We start from the raw sequence: 24,599 nt of genomic DNA on the forward strand, positions 1-24,599 counted from the left end.
GCCCCGCCACCGCTACGCTGGCCACGAGGTCTCCGGTAAGGCAAGGGTTTTCTTGGTCGACAACCCCCTACCGGAGACCTCGCCTATCCGATCAACGACACGCCGTCACACGCCCCCCAACTTCTGAAACACGGCCTAGCTGACACGCACCACGGTGACCCCTCGCGAATCACGTTTGGCGGCCCGCCCCCTTTCGTGCGTGTTGCTCACGGCCGCTCGGCATCTAGCGCGCGCGTCACGCTGGACGGGGTTTCCGTGGACAGGGTCGGCATGGCGAGTGGTCTCCTCAGTGGCGTGTCGGGGCTGATCCTGTCGGGCGTACAGCTCGTACGTCCGGCAGGAGTCCCGATCATCGTTTCAGACGCGCCGTCCCGCCCGCGCGAGGATGTCGGCCGCCGCGGGGTCGGCCTTGATCGCTTCGTCGAAGGTTTCCTTGGGCAGCACGGTGTTTCCGGCCACGGTCACCGTCTTGGGCGGGTCGTCGTAGCCGTCGGGCAATACGTCCCAGAAGTTGCCGATGAAGGCGACGTTCTCCAGCGGCGGGCCCACCTGCAGCACGATCGGCGTGTCGGCCCGGCACACGATGTTCCCGATGACGGTGATCCACGCGGCGCCGTAGTCGGCGTAGAGCCCGAAGTTGTACGACGTCAGGACATCGCGGATCACGTTGCCCCGGACCACCGCCCCGCCGGCGAACGACGAGCCCTGCGGTGCGGACAGGTAGATCCCGCCGCCGTCCATCAACACGCTCATGCTCCGTTCGACGAGGTTCCCGATCACCTGGGTGCCCTTGGCCCGCTCGCCGCCGGTGATCACGATGCCGTTGTGCGGGACGTCGTGGATCTCGTTGTGCGCCACGGTGGTCTCTTCGGAGACGAAGACCAGGATGGCGGGCGAACCGCGGTACTCGGTGCCAATGTGGTGGACGAGGTTGTCCTCGACAGTGACGCGAGCAGAGGCCTGGACGGCGATCCCGCTGCCCGAGATCTCATCGAAAACGTTCCCGCGGACCTCGACGGCAGTACTGCCGTCGATCGCCAGCCCGCCGGCGCCGAGGCGAGTGAAGTGGTTGCCCTCCAGCACTATCCGGCTGACCGAGTCGAAGAGGACGTTGGCCGGCAACTGGGTCGGTGCCGCCGGAACGTGGAGATAGCCCACGTCGGCACCCATGTCGATCTTCTGGAATTCGCCCCGCTCGTGGCGGCTGTTGCCGTGATAGTGCAGGTAACCACCGGTGCGGTTGGGGCCCGACCAGTTCGTCTCGGCGAAGGTGAGACCGCGCAGCACGATGTCGTGCACGTTCTTCGCGCTGACGAGCGTCTCGAGAACGGGCACGATCGCGGTGGTCTTGCCGATCTCCTCGCCGGGGCGCGGGCGGTAGTGCAGGACGTGTCCGCCCGGTTCGGAGCGGTCGACGGCGAAGGTGCCCGGCTCGCCGAGGAAGGCCACGTTGTTCTCGAGCACAGACGGTGCGGCGAGGCCGTCCCAGGTCCCGTCACCCCCTGCGCCGTACCACTTCGAGTCGTAGAGGGACTTAGCGTTGTCGAAGGCAGGCTGGGCCATGGTGATGGTGGTCGAGGAGCCGTCTCCGGAGATCGCGGCGACCGCCAGGCGAGCTTCGGACCACGGATAGACGCCTGGGTAGACGAACTCCAGTCCTGAGGGATCCGGCCACGACTGAGGCTCCACGCTGTCCGTGACGTAACCAGTAGCTGTTTTCGTCACACTTCCCGGAAGCCCGGTGGTGCGGGCCGCCCTGGCGGCGGGGCGGCCGTCGACGGAGAGCCTTCGTGGTTCCAGTTCGCCGATCGGGGCGGTCCATACGCCGTCGGCGCCCGCGGACCAGCCGGTGACCTCGCGGCCGCCGCTGAGCACGACCTTCTCCTGATCGGCCGTTCCGTAGCCGTGGGCCTGGTAGGCCACCCGGAAGCCGTTCGTTCCGGAGTCGGCCTGCGTGTCGTCGAAAGTGAGCGGTTCTTCGAGGTGGTAGACACCGGCTCGGAAGGCGATGACGATGTCGCCGGTCATCTCGGCGGTGAGCGCGCGGACGGCTCTCTGAGCCGCGTGCGGGGTGGCGAAGGGCCGGTCGAGGGTGCCCGACCAGTCGTCCTGGCCGTCGGGGGACACGTACAACCTGTTTTCGGGCATGGTGAGGCGCTCCTGCGAGACGGTTTATGGGATATACTGAGGTTTATCAGCTAAACACGGTCGAGTGACAAGTGTCAAGGGAGCAGCGGGTGGCTGAAGACGGCGCGCAGCCGGATCCGGAACGTGCGATCGAGCTGCTGTGGGGCGCGCGCGAACCGGACCGGCCAGGGTTGAGCCTCGGCCGGATCGTCGCGGTGGCGATCGAGGTCGCGGACGCCGAGGGGCTCGGCGCGCTGTCCATGCGCAAGGTCGCGGAACGGTTTGGCACCACGACGATGTCGCTCTACCGCTACGTTCCCGGCAAGGCGGAACTGGTGGAACTCATGCGGGACGCCGTCTACGGGGAGGCGCCTCTGGAGCCCGCGGACGGGCTGGACTGGCGCGCCGGCCTCGAACGCTGGGCGCGATGGGCGTGGGAGATCCACCAACGGCATCCTTGGCTGGTCTACAGCGCGGGAAGCCGCCGCCTGCCCGGGCCGAACATCATGGCCGGGTACGACCACGCGCTCGACGTCGCTTCACGCGGCGGTCTGGCGCCGGCTCAGGTGATCGCGGTCGTGAATCTCGTGGGTGGGTTCGTCGAGTCGGTCGCGCGTCAGGCGGGGGAGACCGCGGAACTTCAGCGGCGCACCGGGATCTCCCATGAGCGCTGGTGGAGCGAACGCGAGTCCCTGTTCGAGCGATTGGACGCCTATCCGGCCTTGGGAAGGCTGTGGGAGAGCGGCGGGATGGACGAGCCACTCGACCCGTTCGAGTTCGGGCTGCAGCGCACGCTCGATGGTGTCCAGGTGCTCGTCGAAAGCCAGAAGGGTGAGGTAATGCGTGACGAAAATAGGGGAGCCAAGTGCGTGATGTGCGGGAAGCCGTTGGACGGGGGAGGGCGGGGACGACCGCGGGACTACTGCTCGAGGGCCTGTCAGCAACGTGCCTATCGCCGACGCCAGTCGACTCCGTCTTGATTCTTCACCTGCTCCCCGCTCCGCTCGCCGACCGGCTCTACGCCAAGGCCGACCACCTCGCGAAACAACAGCACCAACAGCGGATCACCCTCGAGGACGGCCAACCATGAGTCCTCCGAACGAACGGAACACCATCCGCAGCGCCATGCAACGCCTGCTGGCAGGGACCCCACTGCGATCTGACGGAGCTCTCACCGTCGTTTCCCTCGCCGCCGAAGCAGACGTCAAATGACACGCCCTCACCCCACCGGGTGCACCGCGAGAGGTGCGGACGCGACGCCTCGCCGTGCCCGACCTGTAAGACTAGGTGAAGACACGTCCAGGGCTTGATCTTCCATACCTCCAAGTCATCGATGAGCCGGTTCAGCGTGCCGTCCGTGCGTGCGGCCAGCTCTTCGATGCGGTCGATCAGCCACTGTTTGGACCTCAGCCCAGTCAGTGGCGTCTCGGAGTTGACCTCGAGATCACCGGCCACCACCTTGATCGTCGCCCCCGGCCGGACCGGTACAACGCGACCGCCTCGGCTTTGCACTCCGGCGGGTAGTGCTTCATCACCATCTACTCAGGACTCCAGTCCACCCTGACCATCGAGATCCAAGTGTGTCAGGTGTCCAACACCGGGGGTGAAGCTTCGTTAACGATCTCACCGCGTTACTGGACACTACCCGGCAGATCGCCGCGCAGACCCGGCTGGCCGGTGTCACCCCGCACGGGCCACGACGGGTCAGCCTGCATGACCCGGATGCCCGCACGATCGCCAAGGGCCGGTTGGGCACGCCGGTCGAGTTCGGCTACAAGGCCCAAGTCGTCGTCGACGACGATATCGTGCTCGACCGCACGCCCAGGACGGTCGCCGCCGACCGCGGCTACGGCAAGAAAGGCGTTGACGAGCTGGGCGCGCGCACGGTCGTGGTCCCCCGCAAAGGCAGACCCGGCAAGGCCCGACACCGCCGAGCACACTGCCGGGCATTCCGACGAACGGTGAAATGGCGAACCGGCAGCGATGGCCGAATCAGCACCCTCGAACGGGGATACAGCTGGGACCTCACTCGCATCGACAGCGCCGAAGGAGCCCGCATCTGGACCGGACACGGCGTCCTGGCCCACAACTCGCCAAGATCAATACGTCCCTCGCTGGCACCGTTTCGACACCCGCTCAACCAGCGAACCGGTTCTTCAGGTCGAAGTAGCTAGGGCGTTCGGTTCGCTTTGTGCGCTTCGATGATCTCGCGAACTTTCTGAACTCGATGTGGAACAACTCCTTTGCGCAGCGAGTAGTATGAGATCGGCGAGAGAAGGAGGGGTTCCTTCTCTTCGCGGATCAATATCGCAGGCACGACGGTCGATATTGGGAGAATTGAGGACCCGTCCGTCAGTTCGAATCCTTCAATCTCGCTCCAGGTCGCCTTGCGAGTATTAAAGAGTATGTTGTGCGTTGTCAGACCTGCTTTGTTGAGTACAACACCCCGCCGAAGCACGGATAGCAGGGCAAATATACCGACTAGAGTTACCACGACGCCAATGGCGATCGAAGCGACATCGGAAGAGGTGAGCGCGATGCCGATACCGAATGCCGGGAAAATCACGCCTAGTGGGGCCACCATCCACTTCCAGGGCGATGACGCCCGATAAGGGAGAGTATAGCGCAACTGGTCATGCTTCATTGGTCTCAGCTTTCGCGCTCGGCACAGCTACTTGCCCCTTTACGTGGGCTATGGTGGTCTCGCTGCTTGACGTTTGCAGGCGATCATACAGCGCTGTCCAACGCCCCGGGTCGCGCTATTACGCCGACTGACGTAGCAGCGGCCGCCCGGTCGGCGGCGCCCTGCGTGAGGCAGTGAGTCGCCGACCGGGTGGCCGAGGAGCGTTGAAGAGTCACGCTCCACCGCCTGTGGTGTCCGGGGTCTAGAAGACGCATCCTCGTATCAAGACGTAGCAGCCCAGCCCGTGGAGGGCTGCAGGAAGCGTGCCGTTGCCCGCGATAGTCCATCTCTGCCATTTGCGCAGTCTGAGCCAGGAGCGTTGGTAGCCTCCGCGCTGCCACCACGGCCGGATCCGGCCGAATTTCGCAATGTATCCCGGAATACGTAGGAGTCCGAAGGTGGAGGCTGTGAGCAGCGCGTCTCCCAGGTTGGCCCGCCACGTCTTTCGCCAGCCGCCACCGTTTGCCGCCCGTTGCTGTGCCCGGACCCCGTATGCGCCGGCCTGCACCGCCGCGCAGCTCGCCCATCCGACTGCGGGAACGAGGCATGCTCCTGTCGCGAGAACTGAGGCGATGGTTCCACGATTCCTCCACGCCCAGCGACCGACGGATCGGCCCGCGTCACCGGTACAGGTTCCCTTCTTCCAGAATTTCCAGCTCCATCGGCACCGTCCATCAAGGTCGGTGTTATTGATGGGGTCTCCGGTGACGTAATCGTAGTCGTTGGCCGAGCCGCCTTCGTCGGGGTCGACGGAGAGGAAACGGCCGAGGAGTGGGCTGTAAGGCCGTGCGCCCATTTGGACGAGAGACAGGGCGCCGGCGTGTTCGTACGGTCGCTGGTGCTGGCCGAGCCAGCCGTAGTCCATCTGACCTGGTTGATTGTCGGGAACGTTGTCGGGGTTGACGGTGCCGGCGGGGTTGAGGGGCTCGCCGTAGGGGGTGTAGGTGCGCAGGTCACCAACCTGCTTTCCCGCGCTGTCGGTGGTGAGGGCGAGGTCACCGCGGATGGTCGGCATGTCGCAGGTGGATTGTGCGGCGCCGTTGCCGCCCCTGGCCGTGTAAAGAGCCCCTCCGGGGAGGGGAATGGTGCGGGTCACGATCTTCTTGTCGCCGGCTAGGGCGAGGTCAGCGGTGTCGCCGCTACCTGAGTAGGAGTACAGCACGTCGGTGGCGGTGTCGCCTTGAACGACTCTACGATGCGTGATGCGGTCGGTGGCATCGCGAACATAGCCGACATCGGCTGGATCGGCGCCGGTGGTGCGGGCAGTAAGGTGGCGGTTGGCGGCGTCCCAGCCGAGGTACGTGGTGGAACCGCCGGAGGTGAACTCAACTGTGTTTCCGTGGTTGTCATAACGGATTCCGGTGATCCCGGTGGCGCCGGTGGTGGCCAGGATCCGATCTGCGGCGTCATAGCAGTAGCCCGTCTCGGCCGTTCCGGCCGCGGTGCGGTCGAGCAGCCGGACGCGGTTGGTGTTTAGTCCAGCATTGGTTTGGGTTCCCGCCGGACATGCTACGGGCGCGTTTGAGGTGAAATCGTAGGTGTAGCGGTGGCCTGTCGTGTAGGCCTCGGTGAGCCTGCCCGCGGTGTCGTAGGTGTAGTTGGGTCCGTCGGGGCGCGCGTCGATCCCGGCCAGGGATTCATCTGTGATGGTGCCGGAACGGGTTCGGGTCACCTGTGAGGTCACGGTCTTGTCGTCGCTGGTCTTCCAGGTCAGTGACGTTGTCCGGCCTGCTGGGTCCATACCGGTCGCGGAGAGGGCAGCGCCGTTGGCGTACTTTGCGGTCGCGAGTTCGCCGGCGCCGTCGTAGGTCGCGGTGGCGAGCACCGTGGTGTCGAGTTTCGTCGTGAGTTTCCGACCGGCGTCGTCGTAGGTGTAGGTCGTCACCTGCGGCGGGTCGGCGGGGTTGGGCGGAGTCACCTTCTCCGCGGAAACGCGCCCGGCCTGGTCGTAGTCGGTGTCGGTCCTCGTTCCGTGCACGTCGGTGTAGGAGATGGTGCGGCCGAGCAGGTCCACCCGAGAGGTGATGGTGCCGAATCGGTCGGAGACTGAGGTCGTCAGCGGGTCGCCACCGACCGCGTAGTTCGTCGTGACCGTCCGTTCTTCCGTGGTGGAATTGGCGGGGATCTTGACCGCGACGACACGGTCGCGATCGTCGTAGGTGGTACAGATCCAGTCGCCGGAGGTTGACTTCGCGAGCACCCGGCCGGAGGCGTCGTAGACCTGTTCATCCACACGAGCTACACCGGCGGCGGGAGTGGTGGATGTGGTCAGTTTCGCCATACCGCCCTGGTTTACCGCGCGACTGCCGACGACGCACGGATTGGTCCGGGTCTCTTTCTCTCCGTACCTTTCATAGATCGTCTTGGCACCGGTCGGCATGGTCTTGTCGATTTGGCGCAGGTAGCCGACTCCGGGGGCCTCGAACCCGGTCCGGCTGGTCGTCTGCGCGGCACCGCTTCCCGTGACCGTGCCGGTGGCCAGGCCGTACGCGGCGTCGAGCCCGTTCTGGGTGTACTGGGTGGTCGAGAGTTGGTCCGGCACTCCGCCGGACTCCGAGGTCAGGTTGGACGTCGACAGGCCGTACCGCGGGCGCAGTTGCGAACCGGGGACGATTTCCCTTTTGAAGGTTGGGGTGGTCCAGTTGAGGTCGAGCTTGGCGTAGCCGCCGTCGTCGTAGTAGTCGACGCGGATCTTCCTGATGTGGCCCGGCTTGTCGCTGTGTACCTTGCCTTTGCTTATCGCGGGCTCGCCGACGCGCCAGTTGTCGATCACCAGTTCGTCATCGACCCATAGCCGGACGCCGTCGTCGGAATAGGTCTGCAGTGAGTAGTCCCCGGCCTGGGGGAAGATGATCTCGCCGGTGAGGCGCAGTGAGAAGGCGTCGCTGGAGAGACCTGGGGTGATGTCGTTGCCGGCCTCCCACTGGCTTTTCACGGTGCCGTCGGCGGTACCGATCCCGGTGGCGTGCACCTTTGGCGCGCCGGACAGCGTTTTGTTGTCGTAGAATGCCGCGGCCAGCCCGTTGATGCCTTCGTCGTAGCCGCTGCGTTTGTGCGGCACTTTTTCGGCGCACGCGGTGGTCGGGACCTGTCCGTCGAAACAGGATGCCGGTGCGGGACCATAGGAATCGGTGAGCCGGTCGGCGTGGTCATATATCGAGGTGGATACCCGGCCCGCTGCGTCGGTGGAGGTCAGTGTCTGGTCTTTGGCGCTCCAGGTCTGGCTGGAGACCTTGCCGGTGGCATCGGTCGTGGACAGGGTGCGATCGGCATCGTCGTAGGTGACCTGCGAAAAGAATCCCGACGCCGGAGTCAGGCCGGCCACGTTGACCTTAGTCGTGCGATTCGCCGCGTCGTAGCCGTAGCTACGCTGAGGACGAGGCTGGCCAGGTGTCGGCGCCGGGGCCTGGACCGCCGTGGCCTTGGGCTTGCCGGTACCGGTGTCGTAGGTGATCTTGCTGAGGATGTCGGTGTTGCCGCCGCGTGTCGCGGTGTCGGCCGCGGTCCAGTCGGTGGCGAGGTTGTCGCGCACCGATTCGAGGAGTCCGGCCGCGGTGTAGGCGTAGTCGCTGTTCTCGCTGCCTGGGTCCTCAATCCGGGCGAGTCTGCCCTGGTTGTACCAGAGCCGGGTTTCGGTGCCGTCCCAGTAGCTGATGCGGCACAGCGTCTGCGCCGGGGGAAGGGCATCCGACCCCGCGGGCGGTGTGACCCCGCCGTAGCAGTCATCGCCGGGGCGGTTGTAGTGCAGGACGTGGGAGCGTCTGGACACCGGGTCGTTGATTTCCCGCAGCCGTGAGGGGTTGCCATCGTAGACGTTCTGCAGCGCCGCCGGCTTACGGCTGTCTAGCGTCGACGACTGGCTCTCGAGCTTGCCATCACCGCGGAAGACGAACACGACCGCGCCTTCGGTGAGCGTTATCCGTCCATTGGTGTCCACGCCGAGTACACCGTCCTCACCCGGAGGTGGGGTGTAGCTTGAGCCGCCGGTGCCCTTCTTGGTCCAGGTGTGTTTGGCTCCGGTGGCGTCGGTGAGCACCACGGCCTGGTCGGCGATCTTCGCCTCGGTGTACGTCTCGCCGGTGCCGTCCAGGTCGGCCGAGAGTGTCCACCCTTGCGGCAGGGCCGGTAGGTCCGAGGTGTAGAGCCAGTCGGCGGGGACGATCTGCGGGGGTACGGTGGTGTTGTCGCTGGTGCGCACGAACAGCCGCATCTTCGCCGCACCCGTGGCTTCGGCGTTCTCCACCTTGATGGGCACCCGCTGCCCCGCGGCCAGCTTGACGTTGGTGGCTTGGGTCCAGTTCACGTCACTGGGGGTACCGACGTCATAGACCTTGGTGTTGTTGACCCAGACCACGGCGCCATTGTCATGCGTGCCCGCGAATTCGTAGGTTCCCGCGACCGGTGCCTGGAAATACCCCTCCCATCGGGTGACGAACCAGTCCGCCGGCAAAGCCGGGGCGAACGGGGAATCATTGCCCCATTCGACATTGACCTGCGGCTCGGTGCGGACCAGCACCGGCTGCTGCGCGTCGTTGATCAACCCGTTGTGGGACAGGTCCACAAAATAGGAGGCCTTCAAACCCTTCGACTCGACCTGCTGGGAGTTGTAGGTGAAGTTCAGCCCCGCCGTGCCGCCAACCGTGACGAAGGTCGGTGACGCCTGTGTGGTCGTGACGTTGCCGTTGGCCAGGTTCACCGACACCGGCCCCGCCTTGTCCACCGGCGCGGGCCCGTGGTCACCGATGCGCTGGTCGACTTTGAGATGGCCTACCCACGTCGGTTTCGTGGTGGTGGTCCCGCTGTACGTTGTGGTCTGCCAGGTGTAGGTCATGCCGTCCTGCAGTGCCCCGACCGGTACGGTCCAGGTCGGGGTGTCGAGGCAGCCCGAGTCGACTATCACGCCTGAATTCGCGTCCGCCCCGGTCGCCACGCGGAAGCAGTACTGCACCCGGTCACCGTCAGGAAAACACCCGTCTCCTCGGCTGACATCAAAACCAACAAGACATAACTGGCCGTAGCAACCCCATCGTGACGATGCGGGAGCTCTTCACTCCTACACTTTCACCACGATTACGCCATTGTCGCAGCGCTGGAAAGCTTCACCGAAGCGCACGGCAAACCTGGCCTCGCTAGCGAAAGCAAGCCATATCGCCAGCGCAAAGGATGTCATCGAGATCTCGGCATACGGAAGACTGCAACGTGGACACTCGCGCCGCGGCTAGAAAACCTTCCATAACGCATCGAACTGGGCCCCTCCGGGACGCCCGGCAGCAGGCCGCTCCGACTTGACTGACGGAGCCTAAACTGGCGCAGGTAATTCGCGTCAAAGTTTTACCCGCGAAGATTAGGTGAAACCCATTGAGAAATCGAAAGATAGTTAAGAGCCTAAACTAGGCAATGGACCAGGGCTTGGTGGCTCCCGCGTACTGGTCACCGGGATGGCGAAGATCGTCTACTTGGACGGGTTGTCCAAACGTCGGCGAATTGATGATCTTGTTATTGCCGACGTGGAGCGCTACGTGTGGATCTTGGTGTTCGGGTTGCCATAGAAGGCGAGGTCTCCGGGGAGAAGTTATTGGCCGTCGGGGATATTCGGGCCGGCGTGGAACTGTGCATGGGCGGTGCGGGGCAGGTGGACACCAGCGGCGGCAAAGGCGGCCTGCGTGAGGCCTGAACAGTCGAACCCAGCATCGCTCTGGTCGGGGCCGTTGCCGCCCCACACGTACGGGAGTCCGCGTTGGCCGCAGGCGAAATCGATGGCGGTCATGGCTGTGGGGTTGGGGGCTTGGATGTTGTTGCAGTCGCCGGTTCCGTGGGTGGCGCAGGTGGCGCCCCTGTACGGCGCCGACGATGTGGCGGGCTGCTGGTTCGAATTTCGTGTAGCGTTCCGGGAACCCTGACTTTTGCACTGTTTGCGCGGCTTCGGTGACGCTCATGCTCTGCCAGGTCGGTAGCGCGGTGAGGTGCCGGTAGAACTGCTCACTGCTGTAGCTGGGGTCCATGATCTGCGCGACGGTTCCTCAGCCCATTGACGGCCGCTGTTGGAACAGGCCAACGCTGTCGCGGTCGCCGTAGTCGAGGTTCTGCAGCTGGGACTCGGTGATCGCTGTGGTGACGGCGAACGCGCTGGCAATGGCGTGGCCGCGGCCACGCAGGTGCTCGCGCACCCGGGCCCGCTCGGCAGGGGTGATGCCCTCGGGCACGAGGGTCGCGACGGCGTAGCGGATGCGGGTCTCGTACTGCGAGCCACGCTGTTTGGTGACGATCACCCGGTCCTGCGCCGAGGTTTCCAACGCCGTCTGGTGATCTGTCACCGGCTTCTTCGCCGGTGTGCTGGTTCGGTGGGAAGCGGTGTGCGGCGTGATCAGGTCCAGCAGGCGGCCGGCCAGCGTGATCGAACTGCCCGCCCGCACCCTCCGCGCGGCGCGGCGGGCTGTGCGGACGCGGGCGCCGGTGACCGGGCGGGCCAGGGTCTGCACGACCGCCCGCTCGTGGGCGGCGAGCCCGACCAGGGCACCCAGCAACGCCCGCACCGGGTCGGTGGGGAAGTCCGCGCGGATCGGCAGGGCCTCGCTGCGGGCCAGCCGCAACTCGCCACCTACGCTTTCGATCGTCTTGCCCGCGGGGGTGGTGAGCGGGATGGGTGGCTTGGCCGGGCGGTGCGGGTGTGCGCGCCGGGCCAGGCGGCCTCGATCGCCCGCTCGGCCATGCCCGGCGGGACGATCCCGGGCAGCCACATCCGCAGCGCGACCCCAGTGTGGGAGAAGACGTACTCCCACGCGATGTGTGGCTGTCCGTGGATCCGCCGTTTCCAGCCGGGGCGCAGCAGCCCGACCAGGTTGGCGTACAGAGCTGCGGCGCCGTCGGGCCCACGCGGGCATCGGTGGCCATCCGGTCGTGACACCGCCGCCACCACCAGCGGCGCCCAATCAGGCTTGCGGTCACGGCGAGGGCCAGGGACGGGCCCGAGGATCGGTCCCCACGAGAGGGCGAACTCCCGCAGCGCTGCCAGGACCGCGTGTAGCGCGCCACCGGGGTTGCGCAGATAGTCCTGGATCGGAGACGTCAGTGCGGGACCGGTGAGTTGGTGTGCCATCACGGCCTTCTCCTCATGGGAATGGTCGAGAAAGGCGGGGGTTTGCGTTGCGTGCAGACACTTCGCGTGCCGCCCAGCACAACCACCATCCACAGTGGAAAGATCAACGAGAATTGGGCGGTCTTGTCGTCGTGGTGCGTGCCACCAACGTCGGTGGGCGGGTCGTTGCGGGGGTACCGGCGGCGACGGCGATAGCGGTCCAGGCTGACTACCTTGGCGGTGGCACCGGTGTGGTCGAGCGTGACCAGGTGCGCATACCCACGACCGGATCGACGGCGGATGGACCGATAACAGGCGCGGACAATCACCTGCACAGCCCGGTAAACCAGCATGCCGAGAACACAGCCACTCAGGGCAATCACCGCAGCGGCAAGCCAGATCAGCGCCACGTCGGCGAAAACCTTGGCGTAATCCAGCAAGGTTCCATGGCCCGCGACCTGCAGCGCCGAGCTGACAGAGCCGTGACTGATCGCGACGTCAACCGAGTGCATGATGATCGTTCCCTTCTTTGCGTTGGAGCGTGCAACGATTCCGGGGTCAGAGAGGGTTTTACGCGGCGCTGTCGAGGTCGACGTGGTCATCGGAGTCTGGATCGATACGACGATCGGCGTCATCGACCCCGAGATCCACAAACCCTCCGTCGTCTGCGGTAGATTCCTGCTCGAGATATTTAGCAAATTCGGCAGGATCAGTCGTGATTAACGCATTTTCTTGTGGTGAGGCCAGTGATTGGAAGGCCACGCGCTGAGTGCCGGTCGACAACAGACCTTGGCCTTTGTCCGCGGAAATCAGGAATTGCTTTTCGCCCACGGACAGATTGAAGGTCGCGACGACCTCGTCGATGGCCTGCGGCGCCCGGCGTAGCAGGATCTGGGTGGCGGCGTTGGCGACGATCGCCTTGCCCAGGTCGGTGCCCAGGACGTCGCCGACATCCTGGGTGGCGATCGTGAGACCCGCCCACTGCTTACGCGAGGCTTTCGCCATCCGATGCAGAAACCGCGCCCCAGCGGGATCCTGCATCAATAACCACGCCTCGTCGACGGTCACCAGGCGGGGGCGCCGGATCGTCGGGTTGGACACCCGCCGCCACACCGTGTCCAGGATGAGCAGGGTGCCGATGGGCTTCAGCTCGTCGGCCAGGTCGCGCAGGCTGAACACGGTCAGATGCCCTTCCGGGCGGGTCGTGGTGGGCCCGGCAAACAGCGCGGAGAACGCGCCCTCGACATACGGATGCAGCCGCGCCCCGAGATCAACAGCAATCCCGTCACCGGTGTCGGCCAGGGTTGCGGCGAGGTCGGCCAGCAGCGGCGCCGGACGGCTCCAGGACCGGGGGTCGCTGGTGATGCCGGCGCGCTGGTAGGTCGCCATGATCGCCCGGTCCAGCACCGCCCGCTGCGGCGCGGACAACTCCGCACCGAGCAGCACGCCGATCACGGTGTGCAGGAACAGCGCCCGGCGGGTGAGCGCGTCGCGGGGCGCGGTGCGACGGCCATCCGGGCGGGTGGCGATGGGCAGGTCGAACGGGTTGACCCGGACGTCCTCGGCGCCAAGGTGGACATACGTTCCACCGACCGCGTCACACAGGCGGCGGTACTCGTCCTCCGGGTCGATGATCGCGACCTCGACCCCGCGATACAGCGACCGCAGGGCTTCGAGCTTGACCAGGTAAGACTTACCCGCGCCGGAGCGGCCGAGGATCACCGAGTTGTAGTTGTCCGCGGCGAACCGGTCCCAGTGCACCAGCCCCTGAGAGCCGACGTTGAACCCGTACAGCACCCCGGACGGGGCGGCCACGCTGGTGGGATCCGCCGGGGGCAGATCCGGTGAGGTGAACGGAAACGCCGCCGCCAACGCGCTGGTGTCGAAGGTGCGGCGCATCCCGATCAGGTCCAGCGCCAGCGGCAGGGTGGACACCCAGCCCTGCAAGGACCGGTAGGTAGTGGGCTGGGCGCCCAGCAGAAGCGACGCGGCCAGCGACCGCACCGCGGCGACTTCGTCGGCGAGGGCTTCCTCGCTGGCGGCGTGCACGGTCAGATACAGGCCGAGCCGGTAGAGCTTGCCCTCGCCCCGCGCCACCCGGGCCGACAGGTCGTAAGCGTCCTCGGTGGCAGCCTCCACCATCGGATCCAGCAGGCGGCCTTTCTCGTGGGTGTGGCGGCGCCCGGATTCCAGCTTGGACAGCTGCCGCTTGAGCCGGTTCGCCGCGGTCACCGGGTCGATCGGCTCCACATGCAAGCTGACGTCGACGCGGCCGGGGTAGGACAGCAGGGGTTGCAGCCAGCCGGGATGTACCTCGCGGGGATAGCCGGTGATCGCGAACGTCGCGACGAACTCGCCCCCGACTTCCAGATGCCGCGCCGCCACCGACAGCGAATCCGGGGTAAACGCGCTCGCCCGCCCCATCGGCGCCGCACTCGAGGCAAGCGAGGATTTCCCCCGTCGCCGGCTGCCGCTCGTGCCGGTCATAGGTCACCGCCTTCCCACTCGTCGACCTCACTCGGCGTCGGCTCCCGCACCGTCTGGCTGCGTCCGCCCGCCGAGCGAGCCACGCCGATCGGCTCGTCGTCGGCGGGGTCGGCTGCGGTGGTGGTGATGACCTCGTCCGCCCCAGCGAGCCCGGCGCTCGGCGGGACCAGCGAGTCGGGGTTGCAGGCCGCGGCGAGCACGGCGGTGGCCTGCCCGGCATCCAGCGGGGTGACCGCGATCCCGGCGGGAGCGAGCAGTTCGGTGGCCTCGCCCAGGCGCCGCACCAGCCGGGTTTCCGCCGCGCGGCGCGCCCCCTCGGACACCCCGGGTGTGCGGGCCCGTTCACGACGGGCGCGCAACGTCGCCAGTGGCGAGGCACCGCCAAGCCCGTCGGTCGGACCGCCCACCCGCACCGGTTCGCGCAACACCAACAGCACCTGGCGCCGGAGCAGATCGGTGCTACGGCGAAGCTGATCGAGATAGTCGGCATGCTCGCGAGCTGCGGCCTCCAGCATCGGATGCGGCAACCCCGGGGCGGCCTGCCGCAACTCGGCGATCTGCCCGGACAGGTCCAACCGTTCGGCCCGCACCAGCACCTGCACCGGTGCGGTCAAACTGTGCAGATACCGGCCGAAGCTGGCGACCAGGGCTTCCTGCTCGCCGGGGGTGCGCAGGGCGGAGTTCACCGTGGAGGCGACCGCGACCACGGCGACACCATCCACACCGAGGTCGACCACACCGGCCTCGGTCACCCCCTCAGCCGGCAACCGCAACGCCACCGGGGAAATCCCCGATCCGGGAGCGGTGGCGCCACGGTCGCGGGTGGCGACCTGGGCGGTGAGCCACTCCGGTGCCGGACGGACCCCTTCCGGTGCGGCCACCCGATGGCGAGGTTGCAGCCGCTGCCGGATCGCCGCGGCCAACAGCCGGTCGAGACTGATGCCGTCGCGCTGCCCCAGCGCGAGCACCGCGGCGGTGACCCCGACCGGGACCGCGACATCAGGAACACCGGCAACGGGACCACGCTGCGGGCGAGCATCCAGCCGCCGTAGAGCACGATCCCGGTCACCACCAGGATCGCGAGCTGGCGCGCGGTGAGACTGGCCAGGACACGGTCCTCACGGTCCACGTCAGACGGTATGCGGACGGGCTGCGTCACTTCGTGTCACCTCCTCGGACAGGCTTGGGTGCGGGTGGGGTGGGGGCGCGGAACGCGACCGGCGGCACGGACTGCGTGCGCGGGCGGGCGTCCCCGATGCGCGGTTCAGGCTGCGCTGGGCGGAACACCAGTGACACGGGCGGCGGCGACGATGCCGTGACCGCCCGCGATGCCGGGATTGCGGCGCGCTGCGCGACCATCCGCAGATCGGGCTGGAACCGGCCGCCGAGGACTACATCGCCACCCTGCGCGGCGTGTTCGCCGCCGCGCGCCGGGTACTTGCCCCGCGGGCCACGGTGTGGATCAACCTCGGGGACAGCTACTCCACCAACTCCGACGGCTACTGGTGCACCGAGCCCGGCCAACCCTGCCAACCGCGCTACCGGCCACCCGCTGGGTTGCCGCACAAGAACCTTGTCGGCATGCCCTGGCGCGTCGCGTTCGCGCTACAGGATGACGGCTGGATTCCGCGGTCGGCGATCGTCTGGCACAAACCGCACGCCACACCCAGCCCGATCCGGGACCGGCTCGCCACCCGCCACGAGATGATCTTCCTGTTCGTCGCCCAGCCCGACTACTACTTCGACCTCGACCCGGTCCGCCAGCCCTACACCGGCGACCGTGCCCTTTCCCGCCGGACGCACCGTGGCGGCAGCAGGCCGAACACCGCCTGCGGCACCTGGCCCCGCACACTCGCGCAAGAGCAGCGTGGGCGCAATCCCGGCAACGTGTGGACCATTCCGCCCGACCGGTCCCGCGCTGGCCACCCCGCACCGTCCCCGGTGGAGATCCCGCGCCGCTGCATCGCCGCGGGATGCCCGGCCGGTGGACACGTGCTCGACCCGTTCAGCGGCAGCGCCACCACCGGAATCGCCGCACGCCAACTCGGCCGCATATTCACCGGCATCGACATCAACCCCGTTTACCACGCTCAGGCCCTTCGGCGGTTACGCCATGAGTTTGGGGACAAGGGCTGCATCCGACGGGCGGTGGACGAAGGCGAGATCCGGTGATCGTGGCTAGGCCCACCCGTTTGGGGCCTCCGTTTCGTGGTGGCCGGCGTTACGCTTCCGGGCCCGATTGCTGTGGGCGGGTCCTCTGTGAGGGGCGCTTCGATTTCATTGCTCGCGACGAAAGGTCGGTGAACCGCATGACAAACGTCCCAGAGGAAACTGCTGCGGTCGTTCGCCTGCGTCCGGCATCGTTCACTTCGGCCGCCTTGGACGGATTGACCGCATCCGTGCGCGAGCTTGCTGACGCGGTCCGAGAGCTGGCCGCCCGCAGCCCCCGAGATCCTGACGCGTTGCTGACGGCTGAACAAGTAGGGGAACTGCTCTCACTGCCACCTCGCACACTCAAAGACCAGGCCGCGGCAGGGGTTCTTCCACATCGTCGGTTCGGCAAGCACTACCGGTTCAGCCGGGAGGACATCGCTGAGATCGTCCGGCTCACGGGCAGAGCCCCGCGGCGCCGGGGTGGGCTGCGAGTTGCCTGAGGACGCCGGGCGAGGGAAGAGAAGGGATTTCCGCCTGGGCGGTTGCATTGAGAGAAGGGAGTGGGCGTGGCCCTACGGCCAAAGGAGAGAAGACGGCAAGACGTGGCGAGCCCGTTACAAGCGTCCCGATGGGACGTGGGGCAGCCGGTCGGGCTTCACATCGGACAAGGCAGCCGATGACTGGGGAACGAGCAGGAAGCGCTGATCCGTCGGAATCTGTGGATCGATCCGCGGGATGCGGAGGCGCCGTTCGGGAGGTTCGCTGAGGATGCACTCGCGGCGGTTGCTCCGCGACTGGAGCCTGGCACGGTTGCGAAGTATCGGTCGCATTTGGATTGTCATCTGCTGTCGCAGTGGCGGGCGTGGCCGTTGATGGGATCTTCAACAGCTATATCGAGATCGAGAAGTGGGTCTCGGAGTTGCATGAGGAGTATGCCGAGTCGACGGTGGCGTCGGTCTTCGCGACGTTCTCGATCTTCCTGAACGCCGCGGCGCGTGCTCGCATGATTCCCACGAACCGTGTTACGGCATCCGGGTGACGTCGGGGGAGTACGAATCGGAACGACTGGTGGCAACCCCCCGTGCAGGGTCTCCGGGCGGCGATGCGGTTGTGCGAGGCCGGTCTCGGAGTCGGTGGCTTCACGCTGTGCCTGATGGATTTCTACACCGGCGGTCGCTGGGGCGAGCTGGTTGGGCAGCAGCGGCACGAGTACGACAGTGAGCGGCGGGCGATCGAGATCCGGGCGCCGTTGAAGGAGATCGGTGGCAGGCTGCTCAAAGGCGGCAGGTCCGCCGACGCGCCCGGTGGGGGAGGGGGCAATCTGGTCCCTCCGTCCCTGCGGCGGCGTGGCCGGAGGAAGGGGCGGACGAAGACCCCGTCCGGGACGCGGTCGGTGGAACTGCCGCCCAGCATCGCGGTGTTCTACGAGGAACTGCTGGATAGCCATCGCTATCCGTTCGTTCTCTGCACACCCGAAGGGCGCCCGTGGCGGCGGTCGAACTTCCGGCAGCGGCATTGGCGACCGGCGTGGGACGGGGTGCACTCGGATGATCCGAGTTCGGAAGATCACATTCCGGCGATCCTGCCTTGGTTCACCTTCCACGAAGGTCGGCACTCGCATGCCACGTGGCTGGCCGAGGACGGGATCCCGGAGGTGGCTCGTCGGGCTCGGCTGGGGCAGAAGATGAAGGGCATCGGCCGCGTCTACGACCATGTGACTCCGGCGATGCTGCGCCAGATCATCGAAGTGCTGGAGACCCGCTGGATGGCTTCGCTCGCGGCCTTGACCGACGTTGAGCGGGCGAAGCTGGCGACCTGGTTCCCGCACCTGCGCGACGCCTACACACGGCTGCGGATCGAGCGCGCTCCGAAGATCATCGCCATTTCATCGCCATTTGACGACTGAAGCCCTGCCCCTCGCGAGGAGGGACAGGGCTTCTGACCTGCTGAAACGTGCTGGTGCGCGATACTGGGATTGAACCAGTGACCTCTACCGTGTCAAGGTAGCGCTCTCCCGCTGAGCTAATCGCGCGAGGCGGAGGCGGGAATCGAACCCGCGTACAGGGCTTTGCAGGCCCTTGCCTGAACCACTCGGCCACTCCGCCGTGTTACGTGGATCGGACTACCGAGAGGTTACCCCAGTGATCCGGTCCAACTGCGGGGTGCCGCCGCAGCCGAGCGGACGACGGGACTCGAACCCGCGACCCTCACCTTGGCAAGGTGATGCGCTACCAACTGCGCTACGTCCGCACTCCCAGACTCCGGGTTTCGGGAACTTTGTTCCGTTGACCCGTCGTCGTGGTGTGGCAAAACCATATCGGATGCCGGATCGGGCGGTCACAGGGGGGTGGCCACTCTGTGTCCGCACGACGAACGTCAGCTCAAATCGTTCGGGATCAGATGGGTCAGGGCGTCGTCGACGTCCACCCACAGGTGTTCGTTGCCCGGCAGGACGACGTCGTAGGTCCGGTCCAGGAAGTCGGCCAGCTCCTGCGCGGACGCCTCGAACATGGCGTGCCCGGAAGGGGAGTTCAGCTCGATGAGGACCGACTCGGGATCTTCGACCGAAGGGCGGATCCGGACGTCTCCGTCGCCGGCGTCGGCGAGGAGGCCGTCGGCGAGCAGGTCACGTGCGTACACCCATTCGACCCAACCCGCCCGGCCGGTGCGGAACGCCGCGACGACCGCGTAGGGATCCCGGGTGTCGTAGCGCAGCTCCACCTTCACCGGAACCGCGGGGGTTCGCGGGGCCAGCAAATCGAAGACCGCCGTCGAGCGGAGCGTCACGTGATCGTTGCGCATCGTCCTACCCTTCTTCTCCCTTCCCGGCCTGTTTTGCCGAGCTCTGATGTTGTGACGCGCCGGGCCGTCCGCTCGCTCGCGGATTTGCCGCAGATCACCCGTACGGGTTCAACCCGGCCGACGCGTACCCCATCATCACCCTCGGCACCCAGACCTCCGTGTCCGCCCCCTGTTGACCGTCCACGATGTACATACTGCTCGGTTTGACGGCTCGGCGATAGCACCGTCCCGCTAATGTCGGACGTGAGCTTTGTCCTCGCACAGCCCCTGACCGGCCCGATCGCCGCCGCGGAGGCCCCGCCTAGCACGCGGTTGTTCGCTCCGTACCGGAAGATGCGCGGACCGTGCTCATGAGGAACCACCCGTTTGCAGGGCATCGAAAGGCGTCCTGTAGAGTCCTGACTCGCACCGCAACGGGGGCGATTAGCTCAGCGGGAGAGCGCTTCGTTCACACCGAAGAGGTCACTGGTTCGATCCCAGTATCGCCCACGCGGACTCACGGGCGGGGTCTGTCCACGGAAAGCGTGGACCGGCCTCGCCCGTCGTGTTTTGTGGGGGTGCAACCCCCACGCCCCGCCCGGGGGCGCGCCCCCGGACCCCCATCGGTGGGGTTGCGTTGATCGGTGGGGTTTGGCCCGGCACGGGGTGCCGGGTTTTTTGTTGTCTTGATCAGGTTTTGGTCAGGGGCGGGTTGAGGGGTTCCGAGGGGGTAACGGAGGGGTGTGTTCCGGGTCACGTTTTTAGCCGCGTAATCCGTGGGGCACGTACGGATCAATGAAGGGTCCGTTCGTGGCGGCGTGCCGCCGGGTTAGGGGGTGATGTGACGTGGCTGTGGGTTGTGTCACGTTGGGGTTTCACTGGCCGGATCGGCTCGTTGGGGGTGTATCGGGGATCCCCGCGATGTCCACTGTGGATGGTTCCAGGGTTGCGCGGTCCACAGTGGATGGTGCGGTTGCGCATCGGCGGAGATCGTCGCTCGGCTGGGGCAACTGGCGGGGCTGGGCGGGCGACGTGACTGAATTACTGGCTACATACAGTAGTTGTTTGGCTGGTACCAACGATCACGCTTCGCTACCTTTTCGTTATCTTAGTGTGTTTGTGTCATCCGAATTGCGTAATCGCGACACCAGGAAGCCCTTGTAACACCCATATGAGGGTAACCGATACCACCGCATGTATCGCCCAGTTTGACTACTGAGCGTATATCAAGCCCGATTACTTTGAGGAGTCTTTCCTCGTGGATTCGGGCTCTTCCGATCGATTGTGGGAGGTCCGATGGAAGAGTCGGCGCGATCTTCGTTGCCGCCGAGCGACGCGCTGCCGCACATCGACCTCCACAATGTGCCGCGCAAGCCGGAGCGCGCTCGCCCGGCCGTTCCGTCCGAGGTGGCCTCACCGAGAACCCCGGCCACGGCCTGGGAGGCCGGCTACCGGGGCTGGGTCATCTTCAGCGACGTCGTCGCGACCGTGCTCGCCATCGCGATCGGCGGGTTCATCCTGGACCGCCTGCACGTGAGCGCCGGCACCAACATCTGGCTCGCCCTCGGCACCGCGGCGGCCGTCCTCTGCGCACTGCCCGGCAGCCGCGGCTGGAGCCAGCGCATGCTGGGGGAGGGCGCCGAGGAGTACCGGCGGCTCGGCCGGGGCCTGTTCTCCGCGGCGGTGCTGATCGCGCTGGCCGGGCTGCTCTTCCGCGAACTCGACGTCCAGCCCTGGGTCTTCGGGATCATCCCGCTGATCGGCGCGTTCGCCCTGCCACAGCGGTATTTGCTGCGCCGCCTGCTGCACCGCGCCCGGCGGCACGGCCGGTGCCTGCTGCCGGTGATGGTCGCCGGCAGCCCGGAAACCGCCCGTGACCTGATCCGGCGCACCCGTGCCGAATCGCATGTCGGCTGGCGCGTCGCGGCCGTGTGCACGGTCACCGGGAGCGGCGGTGACGTCGACGGGGTCCCGGTCGTCGGACGCCTCGACCAGGTCGCCGATCACGTGCGGCGCGGCGGCTACCGGGTCGTCGCGATCACCGCCGACCACTACTGGAGCCCGCGCCGGTTGCAGCAGCTGGCCTGGGATCTCGAAGGCACGCAAGCGGAAATGGTGGTGGCCCCGGTGCTGATGGAAGTCGCCGGGCCGCGGCTGAACGTCTCCGGAGTGCTCGGCATGCCGCTGCTGCGGGTGGCCGCTCCCGCGTTCACCGGCGGGCGCCGGCTGGTGAAGGAGGTCGTCGACCGGGTCGCCTCGGCCCTGCTGCTGACCCTGCTCTCCCCGCTGCTGCTGCTGATCGCGGCGTCGATCAAGCTCGGTGACCGCGGCCCGGTGATCTACCGGCAGCGGCGCGTCGGCCGGGACGGCAACACGTTCACGATGTTCAAGTTCCGCACGATGGTCCGGAACGCCGACGCGGTGCGGGAGACCCTGCTTTCGGACAACGAGGCCGCGGGGCCGCTGTTCAAGCTGCGCAAGGATCCCCGGGTCACCAGAATCGGTTCGGTCCTGCGCCGCTACTCCCTGGACGAGCTCCCACAGCTGTTCAACGTGCTGACCGGGCGGATGTCGCTTGTCGGCCCACGGCCGCCGCTGCCGGAGGAAACCGAGACCTACGAACGCGACGCCCGCCGGCGCCTGCTGGTGAAGCCGGGGCTGACCGGGCTCTGGCAGGTCAGCGGCCGCAGCGATCTCACCTGGGCCGAGAGCATCCGCCTGGATCTGCGCTACGTCGAGGACTGGTCGCTCGCCCTGGATCTGGTGATCCTCTGGAAGACCGTCCGCGCGGTCCTGCTCGGCGAAGGCGCCTACTGACCGAACTCCTCGGCCAGCGCCACGATTTCCCGGCGGTAGCGCTCCGGCGCGAACCGTTCCGCGGCCCGCCGGCGTGCGCCCCGCGCGCGTTCGGCGGTGGCGGGCCAGTCCTCGGCCAGTGCGCGGATCGCCTCGGCGAGGGCCCGCGGATCCTCCGCCGGAACGACCGGCGCCCACCGGCCGTGTTCCACCGTTTCCGGCAGGCCCTGGACATCCGTCACGATCAACGGCACGCCCGCCAGTTGGGCCTCGATCGCGGTGTTGCCCAGGGTTTCCGTGCGGGACGGGACGATCGCGATGTCCGCCTCGCCGAGCGCGCTCCAGACGTCGGACCGGAAACCGTGCCACCGCACGACGTCGTCCAGCCCGCGGGCGCGCACCGCGCTCCGGACGTCCCGTTCGAACCATTCCCAGCCGGGAAACACCGAGCCCACGACGTCGAGCACCGCGGCGCGACCGGCCGCGCGGAGCAGGGCCAGCGCCTCCACCGCGACGTCGGTGCCCTTGCGCGGTGAGATCCGCCCGATCAACAGGATCCGCAGCGGGGTTCCCGGTTCGGCCTTCGGCCCGGTGGGCTCGGCCGGGCCGGGCACTCCGTTGTAGACCAACCGGATCCGCTTTTCCAAGCGCGGCAAGGAATCCCGCAACACTCGCCCGGTCGCCGAGCTGTTGACCACGATCGTGTTCGCGGCCAGCAGGGGAGCGGCCAGCCCCTTCCGGACCGGCGCGGCGACGGTGTCCTCGGCCTCGTGCACATGGGCCAGGACGGGTCGCCGGAACAGGCGCGCGAGCGGCAGCCACATCGGCACGGTCACCGTGTTGACGTACACCAGATCGGGACGTTCCGCCCGCAGCAGCCGGGCCATCGGGAGCACGGCCCGCCCGGCGGTGGCCAGCAGGCGGGCGAAACCGGCCGGACGCAAGGCTTCCTTGCGCAGCACCGGAACCGGGCAGTGCACGACCCGCGCGCCCGCCCTTTCGACCGCCGCCGCCAGCGGGCCTTCCCGGGGCAACGTCACCACCACGCGCCACCCGGCCTCGGCCAGCCCGGTGACCGATTCCAGGAAGACCCGATCCGATCCGTACAGTTCGGCGGACCCGTGCGCCAGCAGCGCGGTCCGGACGGTCACGGGCCTGCCTCGCGGCGGGACAGCACACCGACCCAGGCGACGAGCACGAACAGCCAGGTGCACAGCACGTTCGCCGGCGCGCCGAGCCCCTCGGTGAACACCGAGTTGACGATCATGGCGAACAGCACGGCGAGCAGGACGCACCGGTCGGCGAGCGGCGGCGGGGTGCGCCGGATGAGGCGATGGGTGGTGAACAGCAGGCACCCCAGCAGCGCGAGCCACACGCACAACCCGACCAGACCGGTGTCGACGAGCAGGTTGATCACCGCGTTGTGCCCGCCGCCGAGCCCGATGCTCTCCAGGAACAGCCCGCGCGAGGAGGTCAAACCGAAGCCGTACAACGGGTGTTCGGCGATCTTGTCGAAGGCGAACGCCCACAGGTTGGTCCGCGAGTTCAGCGTGGACAGCTGTTCCACCGATTCGCCGCGGGCGAAGAACGACTCGATGGCCGACGAGGTGGTCAGCGCGATCGCGATCAGCGCGACCGCGAGGACCACGCCGACCTCGACCTTGCGCTGCCCGCGCCAGCGGGTCCACACCAGCACCAGGATGCCGGCGATCGCGCCGAGCACCGCGCCCCGCGTCTTGGTGGCGACCAGCCCGGCGGCGCAGATCGCGAACAGCACGCCGTACACCGGCAGCGGCCACCGGGGACCCGCGCGGTCGAGGCCGTGCGTGAGCAGGTAGCCCGCGAGCAGCACGACCGCGATGGCCAGCATCGCGCCGCTCTGCACGGGGTGGATGTACAGCCAGGTGAAGCGGTCGGGTTGCTTGGGCAGCCGGGGAAACGGCACCAGCACGCCGAACACGACCGACCCGGTGATCAAGATCGCATAGCCGTGCGCGATGCGGTGCGGCGCTCCCGCGTCGGCGTGCCGCGCGATCGACCGGCACAGCGCGAGCACGACCAGGACCTGTCCCGCCCGGACCAGAGCGAGCTGGTAGTACGGAGAGTACAGCGCGGAGCCAACCAGGACGGCTGCGTAGGCGTAAGCGAGGTAGACGAGCGGGTCCGCGCGTCTCGGCCGGGTCGCCGGGCGGAACCGCAGGAAGAGGAAGCATGCGACGAACGCGTACAACCCGACTTCGAGCAGGACGAACGGGTCCGCGTTCCCGGAGACCGCCTGATCGTTCGCGCGGAGCCGGAACTTGTAGTCGCTGGCGACGACGAGCGCGAGCACGCAGGCCACCGGCCACCGCCGCGGGGCGACCAGACGCCGAGTCGCGTCACGAATGGTGCTCGAGCTCATCGATTCCTTCACGGGCCGGCCGCCTGGCTGCCACGAACGGTGTAACGACGGAATGGAACTGGGATATTACTATGCGGTGCTGGCTACTCGATCGG

At 67.2% G+C, this 24,599-nt stretch carries 14 protein-coding genes, 4 tRNA genes and 4 pseudogenes; 8 read left to right on the forward strand and 14 right to left on the reverse strand.

Features of this window, described 5'->3' with window-relative positions; genetic code table 11:
• Nucleotides 1-357 precede the first annotated feature (357 nt).
• The gene (locus FXO23_RS33535) at nucleotides 358-2,148 is read right to left on the reverse strand and encodes a right-handed parallel beta-helix repeat-containing protein (RefSeq protein ID WP_158889735.1); all 1,791 of its coding nucleotides are present in this window, start codon (nucleotides 2,146-2,148) and stop codon (nucleotides 358-360) included.
• An 89-nt stretch (nucleotides 2,149-2,237) separates the two neighbouring features.
• On the opposite strand from FXO23_RS33535, the gene FXO23_RS33540 reads away from it, so the two are divergent.
• Both FXO23_RS33540 and FXO23_RS33545 read left to right on the forward strand, forming a co-directional pair.
• Entirely contained in the window at nucleotides 2,238-3,107 is an 870-nt protein-coding gene (locus tag FXO23_RS33540) for a TetR/AcrR family transcriptional regulator (RefSeq protein WP_158889737.1), read from the forward strand.
• A 633-nt stretch (nucleotides 3,108-3,740) separates the two neighbouring features.
• Nucleotides 3,741-4,301, forward strand: a pseudogene (locus FXO23_RS33545) (hypothetical protein); the annotation flags it as partial.
• On the opposite strand, the gene FXO23_RS33550 reads toward FXO23_RS33545, so the two are convergent.
• The 7 genes and pseudogenes from FXO23_RS33550 to FXO23_RS33575 all read right to left on the reverse strand — a co-directional run bounded on the left by FXO23_RS33550 (nucleotide 4,298) and on the right by FXO23_RS33575 (nucleotide 15,531).
• Nucleotides 4,298-4,771 carry a hypothetical protein gene (locus tag FXO23_RS33550; protein ID WP_158889741.1) on the reverse strand — a complete coding sequence of 158 codons (474 nt, stop codon included), beginning with the start codon at nucleotides 4,769-4,771 and terminating at the stop codon, nucleotides 4,298-4,300. The pseudogene FXO23_RS33545 and the gene FXO23_RS33550 overlap by 4 nt on opposite strands.
• A gap of 241 nt (nucleotides 4,772-5,012) precedes the next feature.
• Complete coding sequence (locus FXO23_RS33555) at nucleotides 5,013-9,758, reverse strand: PA14 domain-containing protein (RefSeq protein ID WP_158889743.1); 4,746 nt, start codon at nucleotides 9,756-9,758, stop codon at nucleotides 5,013-5,015.
• A gap of 442 nt (nucleotides 9,759-10,200) precedes the next feature.
• A pseudogene (locus FXO23_RS50860) lies at nucleotides 10,201-10,929 on the reverse strand (C40 family peptidase); the annotation flags it as partial.
• Nucleotides 10,930-11,280: 351 nt separating this feature from the next.
• A pseudogene (locus FXO23_RS50865) lies at nucleotides 11,281-11,691 on the reverse strand (hypothetical protein); the annotation flags it as partial.
• 214 nt (nucleotides 11,692-11,905) lie between these two features.
• Complete coding sequence (locus FXO23_RS33565) at nucleotides 11,906-12,520, reverse strand: hypothetical protein (protein ID WP_158889745.1); 615 nt, start codon at nucleotides 12,518-12,520, stop codon at nucleotides 11,906-11,908.
• Nucleotides 12,456-14,372, reverse strand: a complete 1,917-nt coding sequence (locus tag FXO23_RS33570) for a VirB4 family type IV secretion system protein (RefSeq protein WP_425484934.1) — start codon at nucleotides 14,370-14,372, stop codon at nucleotides 12,456-12,458. The genes FXO23_RS33565 and FXO23_RS33570 overlap by 65 nt, the downstream gene beginning before the upstream one ends.
• A pseudogene (locus tag FXO23_RS33575) lies at nucleotides 14,369-15,531 on the reverse strand (PrgI family mobile element protein). Before FXO23_RS33575 ends, FXO23_RS33570 begins: the two are co-directional and overlap by 4 nt.
• Nucleotides 15,532-15,743: 212 nt before the next feature.
• Here FXO23_RS33575 and FXO23_RS33580 point away from each other — a divergent pair.
• The 4 genes from FXO23_RS33580 (at nucleotide 15,744) to FXO23_RS51875 (ending at nucleotide 18,432) form a co-directional block, all read left to right on the forward strand.
• The gene (locus tag FXO23_RS33580; protein WP_281356664.1) at nucleotides 15,744-16,544 is read left to right on the forward strand and encodes a DNA-methyltransferase; all 801 of its coding nucleotides are present in this window, start codon (nucleotides 15,744-15,746) and stop codon (nucleotides 16,542-16,544) included.
• 137 nt (nucleotides 16,545-16,681) lie between these two features.
• Nucleotides 16,682-17,026, forward strand: coding sequence for a helix-turn-helix domain-containing protein (locus tag FXO23_RS33585; protein ID WP_158889898.1), 345 nt, complete (start codon nucleotides 16,682-16,684; stop codon nucleotides 17,024-17,026).
• 353 nt (nucleotides 17,027-17,379) lie between these two features.
• Complete coding sequence (locus FXO23_RS51870; RefSeq protein WP_246258190.1) at nucleotides 17,380-17,565, forward strand: hypothetical protein; 186 nt, start codon at nucleotides 17,380-17,382, stop codon at nucleotides 17,563-17,565.
• Between the two features lie 114 nt (nucleotides 17,566-17,679).
• Complete coding sequence (locus FXO23_RS51875; RefSeq protein WP_246258191.1) at nucleotides 17,680-18,432, forward strand: site-specific integrase; 753 nt, start codon at nucleotides 17,680-17,682, stop codon at nucleotides 18,430-18,432.
• A gap of 51 nt (nucleotides 18,433-18,483) precedes the next feature.
• On the opposite strand, the gene FXO23_RS33595 is transcribed toward FXO23_RS51875, so the two are convergent.
• The 4 genes from FXO23_RS33595 to FXO23_RS33610 form a co-directional block, all read right to left on the reverse strand.
• A tRNA-Val gene (locus FXO23_RS33595) sits at nucleotides 18,484-18,558 on the reverse strand.
• Between the two features lies 1 nt (nucleotide 18,559).
• A tRNA-Cys gene (locus FXO23_RS33600) sits at nucleotides 18,560-18,631 on the reverse strand.
• A 72-nt stretch (nucleotides 18,632-18,703) separates the two neighbouring features.
• Nucleotides 18,704-18,776, reverse strand: a tRNA-Gly gene (locus tag FXO23_RS33605).
• A gap of 126 nt (nucleotides 18,777-18,902) precedes the next feature.
• Nucleotides 18,903-19,328, reverse strand: coding sequence for an SsgA family sporulation/cell division regulator (locus FXO23_RS33610; protein ID WP_020672550.1), 426 nt, complete (start codon nucleotides 19,326-19,328; stop codon nucleotides 18,903-18,905).
• A gap of 417 nt (nucleotides 19,329-19,745) precedes the next feature.
• On the opposite strand from FXO23_RS33610, the gene FXO23_RS33615 reads away from it, so the two are divergent.
• Together FXO23_RS33615 and FXO23_RS33620 are read left to right on the forward strand one after the other, a co-directional pair.
• Nucleotides 19,746-19,817, forward strand: a tRNA-Val gene (locus FXO23_RS33615).
• Between the two features lie 786 nt (nucleotides 19,818-20,603).
• The gene (locus FXO23_RS33620) at nucleotides 20,604-22,124 is read left to right on the forward strand and encodes a sugar transferase (RefSeq protein ID WP_158889747.1); all 1,521 of its coding nucleotides are present in this window, start codon (nucleotides 20,604-20,606) and stop codon (nucleotides 22,122-22,124) included.
• Here the strand turns inward: FXO23_RS33620 and FXO23_RS33625 are convergent.
• The gene (locus tag FXO23_RS33625) at nucleotides 22,118-23,254 is read right to left on the reverse strand and encodes a glycosyltransferase family 4 protein (protein ID WP_246258192.1); all 1,137 of its coding nucleotides are present in this window, start codon (nucleotides 23,252-23,254) and stop codon (nucleotides 22,118-22,120) included. The genes FXO23_RS33620 and FXO23_RS33625 overlap by 7 nt on opposite strands.
• On the reverse strand, nucleotides 23,251-24,504 hold the full coding sequence (locus FXO23_RS33630) for an O-antigen ligase family protein (RefSeq protein ID WP_158889749.1): 1,254 nt from the start codon (nucleotides 24,502-24,504) through the stop codon (nucleotides 23,251-23,253). The genes FXO23_RS33625 and FXO23_RS33630 overlap by 4 nt, the downstream gene beginning before the upstream one ends.
• Between the last annotated feature and the right edge of the window lie 95 nt (nucleotides 24,505-24,599).

The organism is Amycolatopsis anabasis (assembly GCF_009765355.1).
In the GTDB taxonomy this organism is placed as follows: Bacteria; Actinomycetota; Actinomycetes; order Mycobacteriales; family Pseudonocardiaceae; genus Amycolatopsis; species Amycolatopsis anabasis.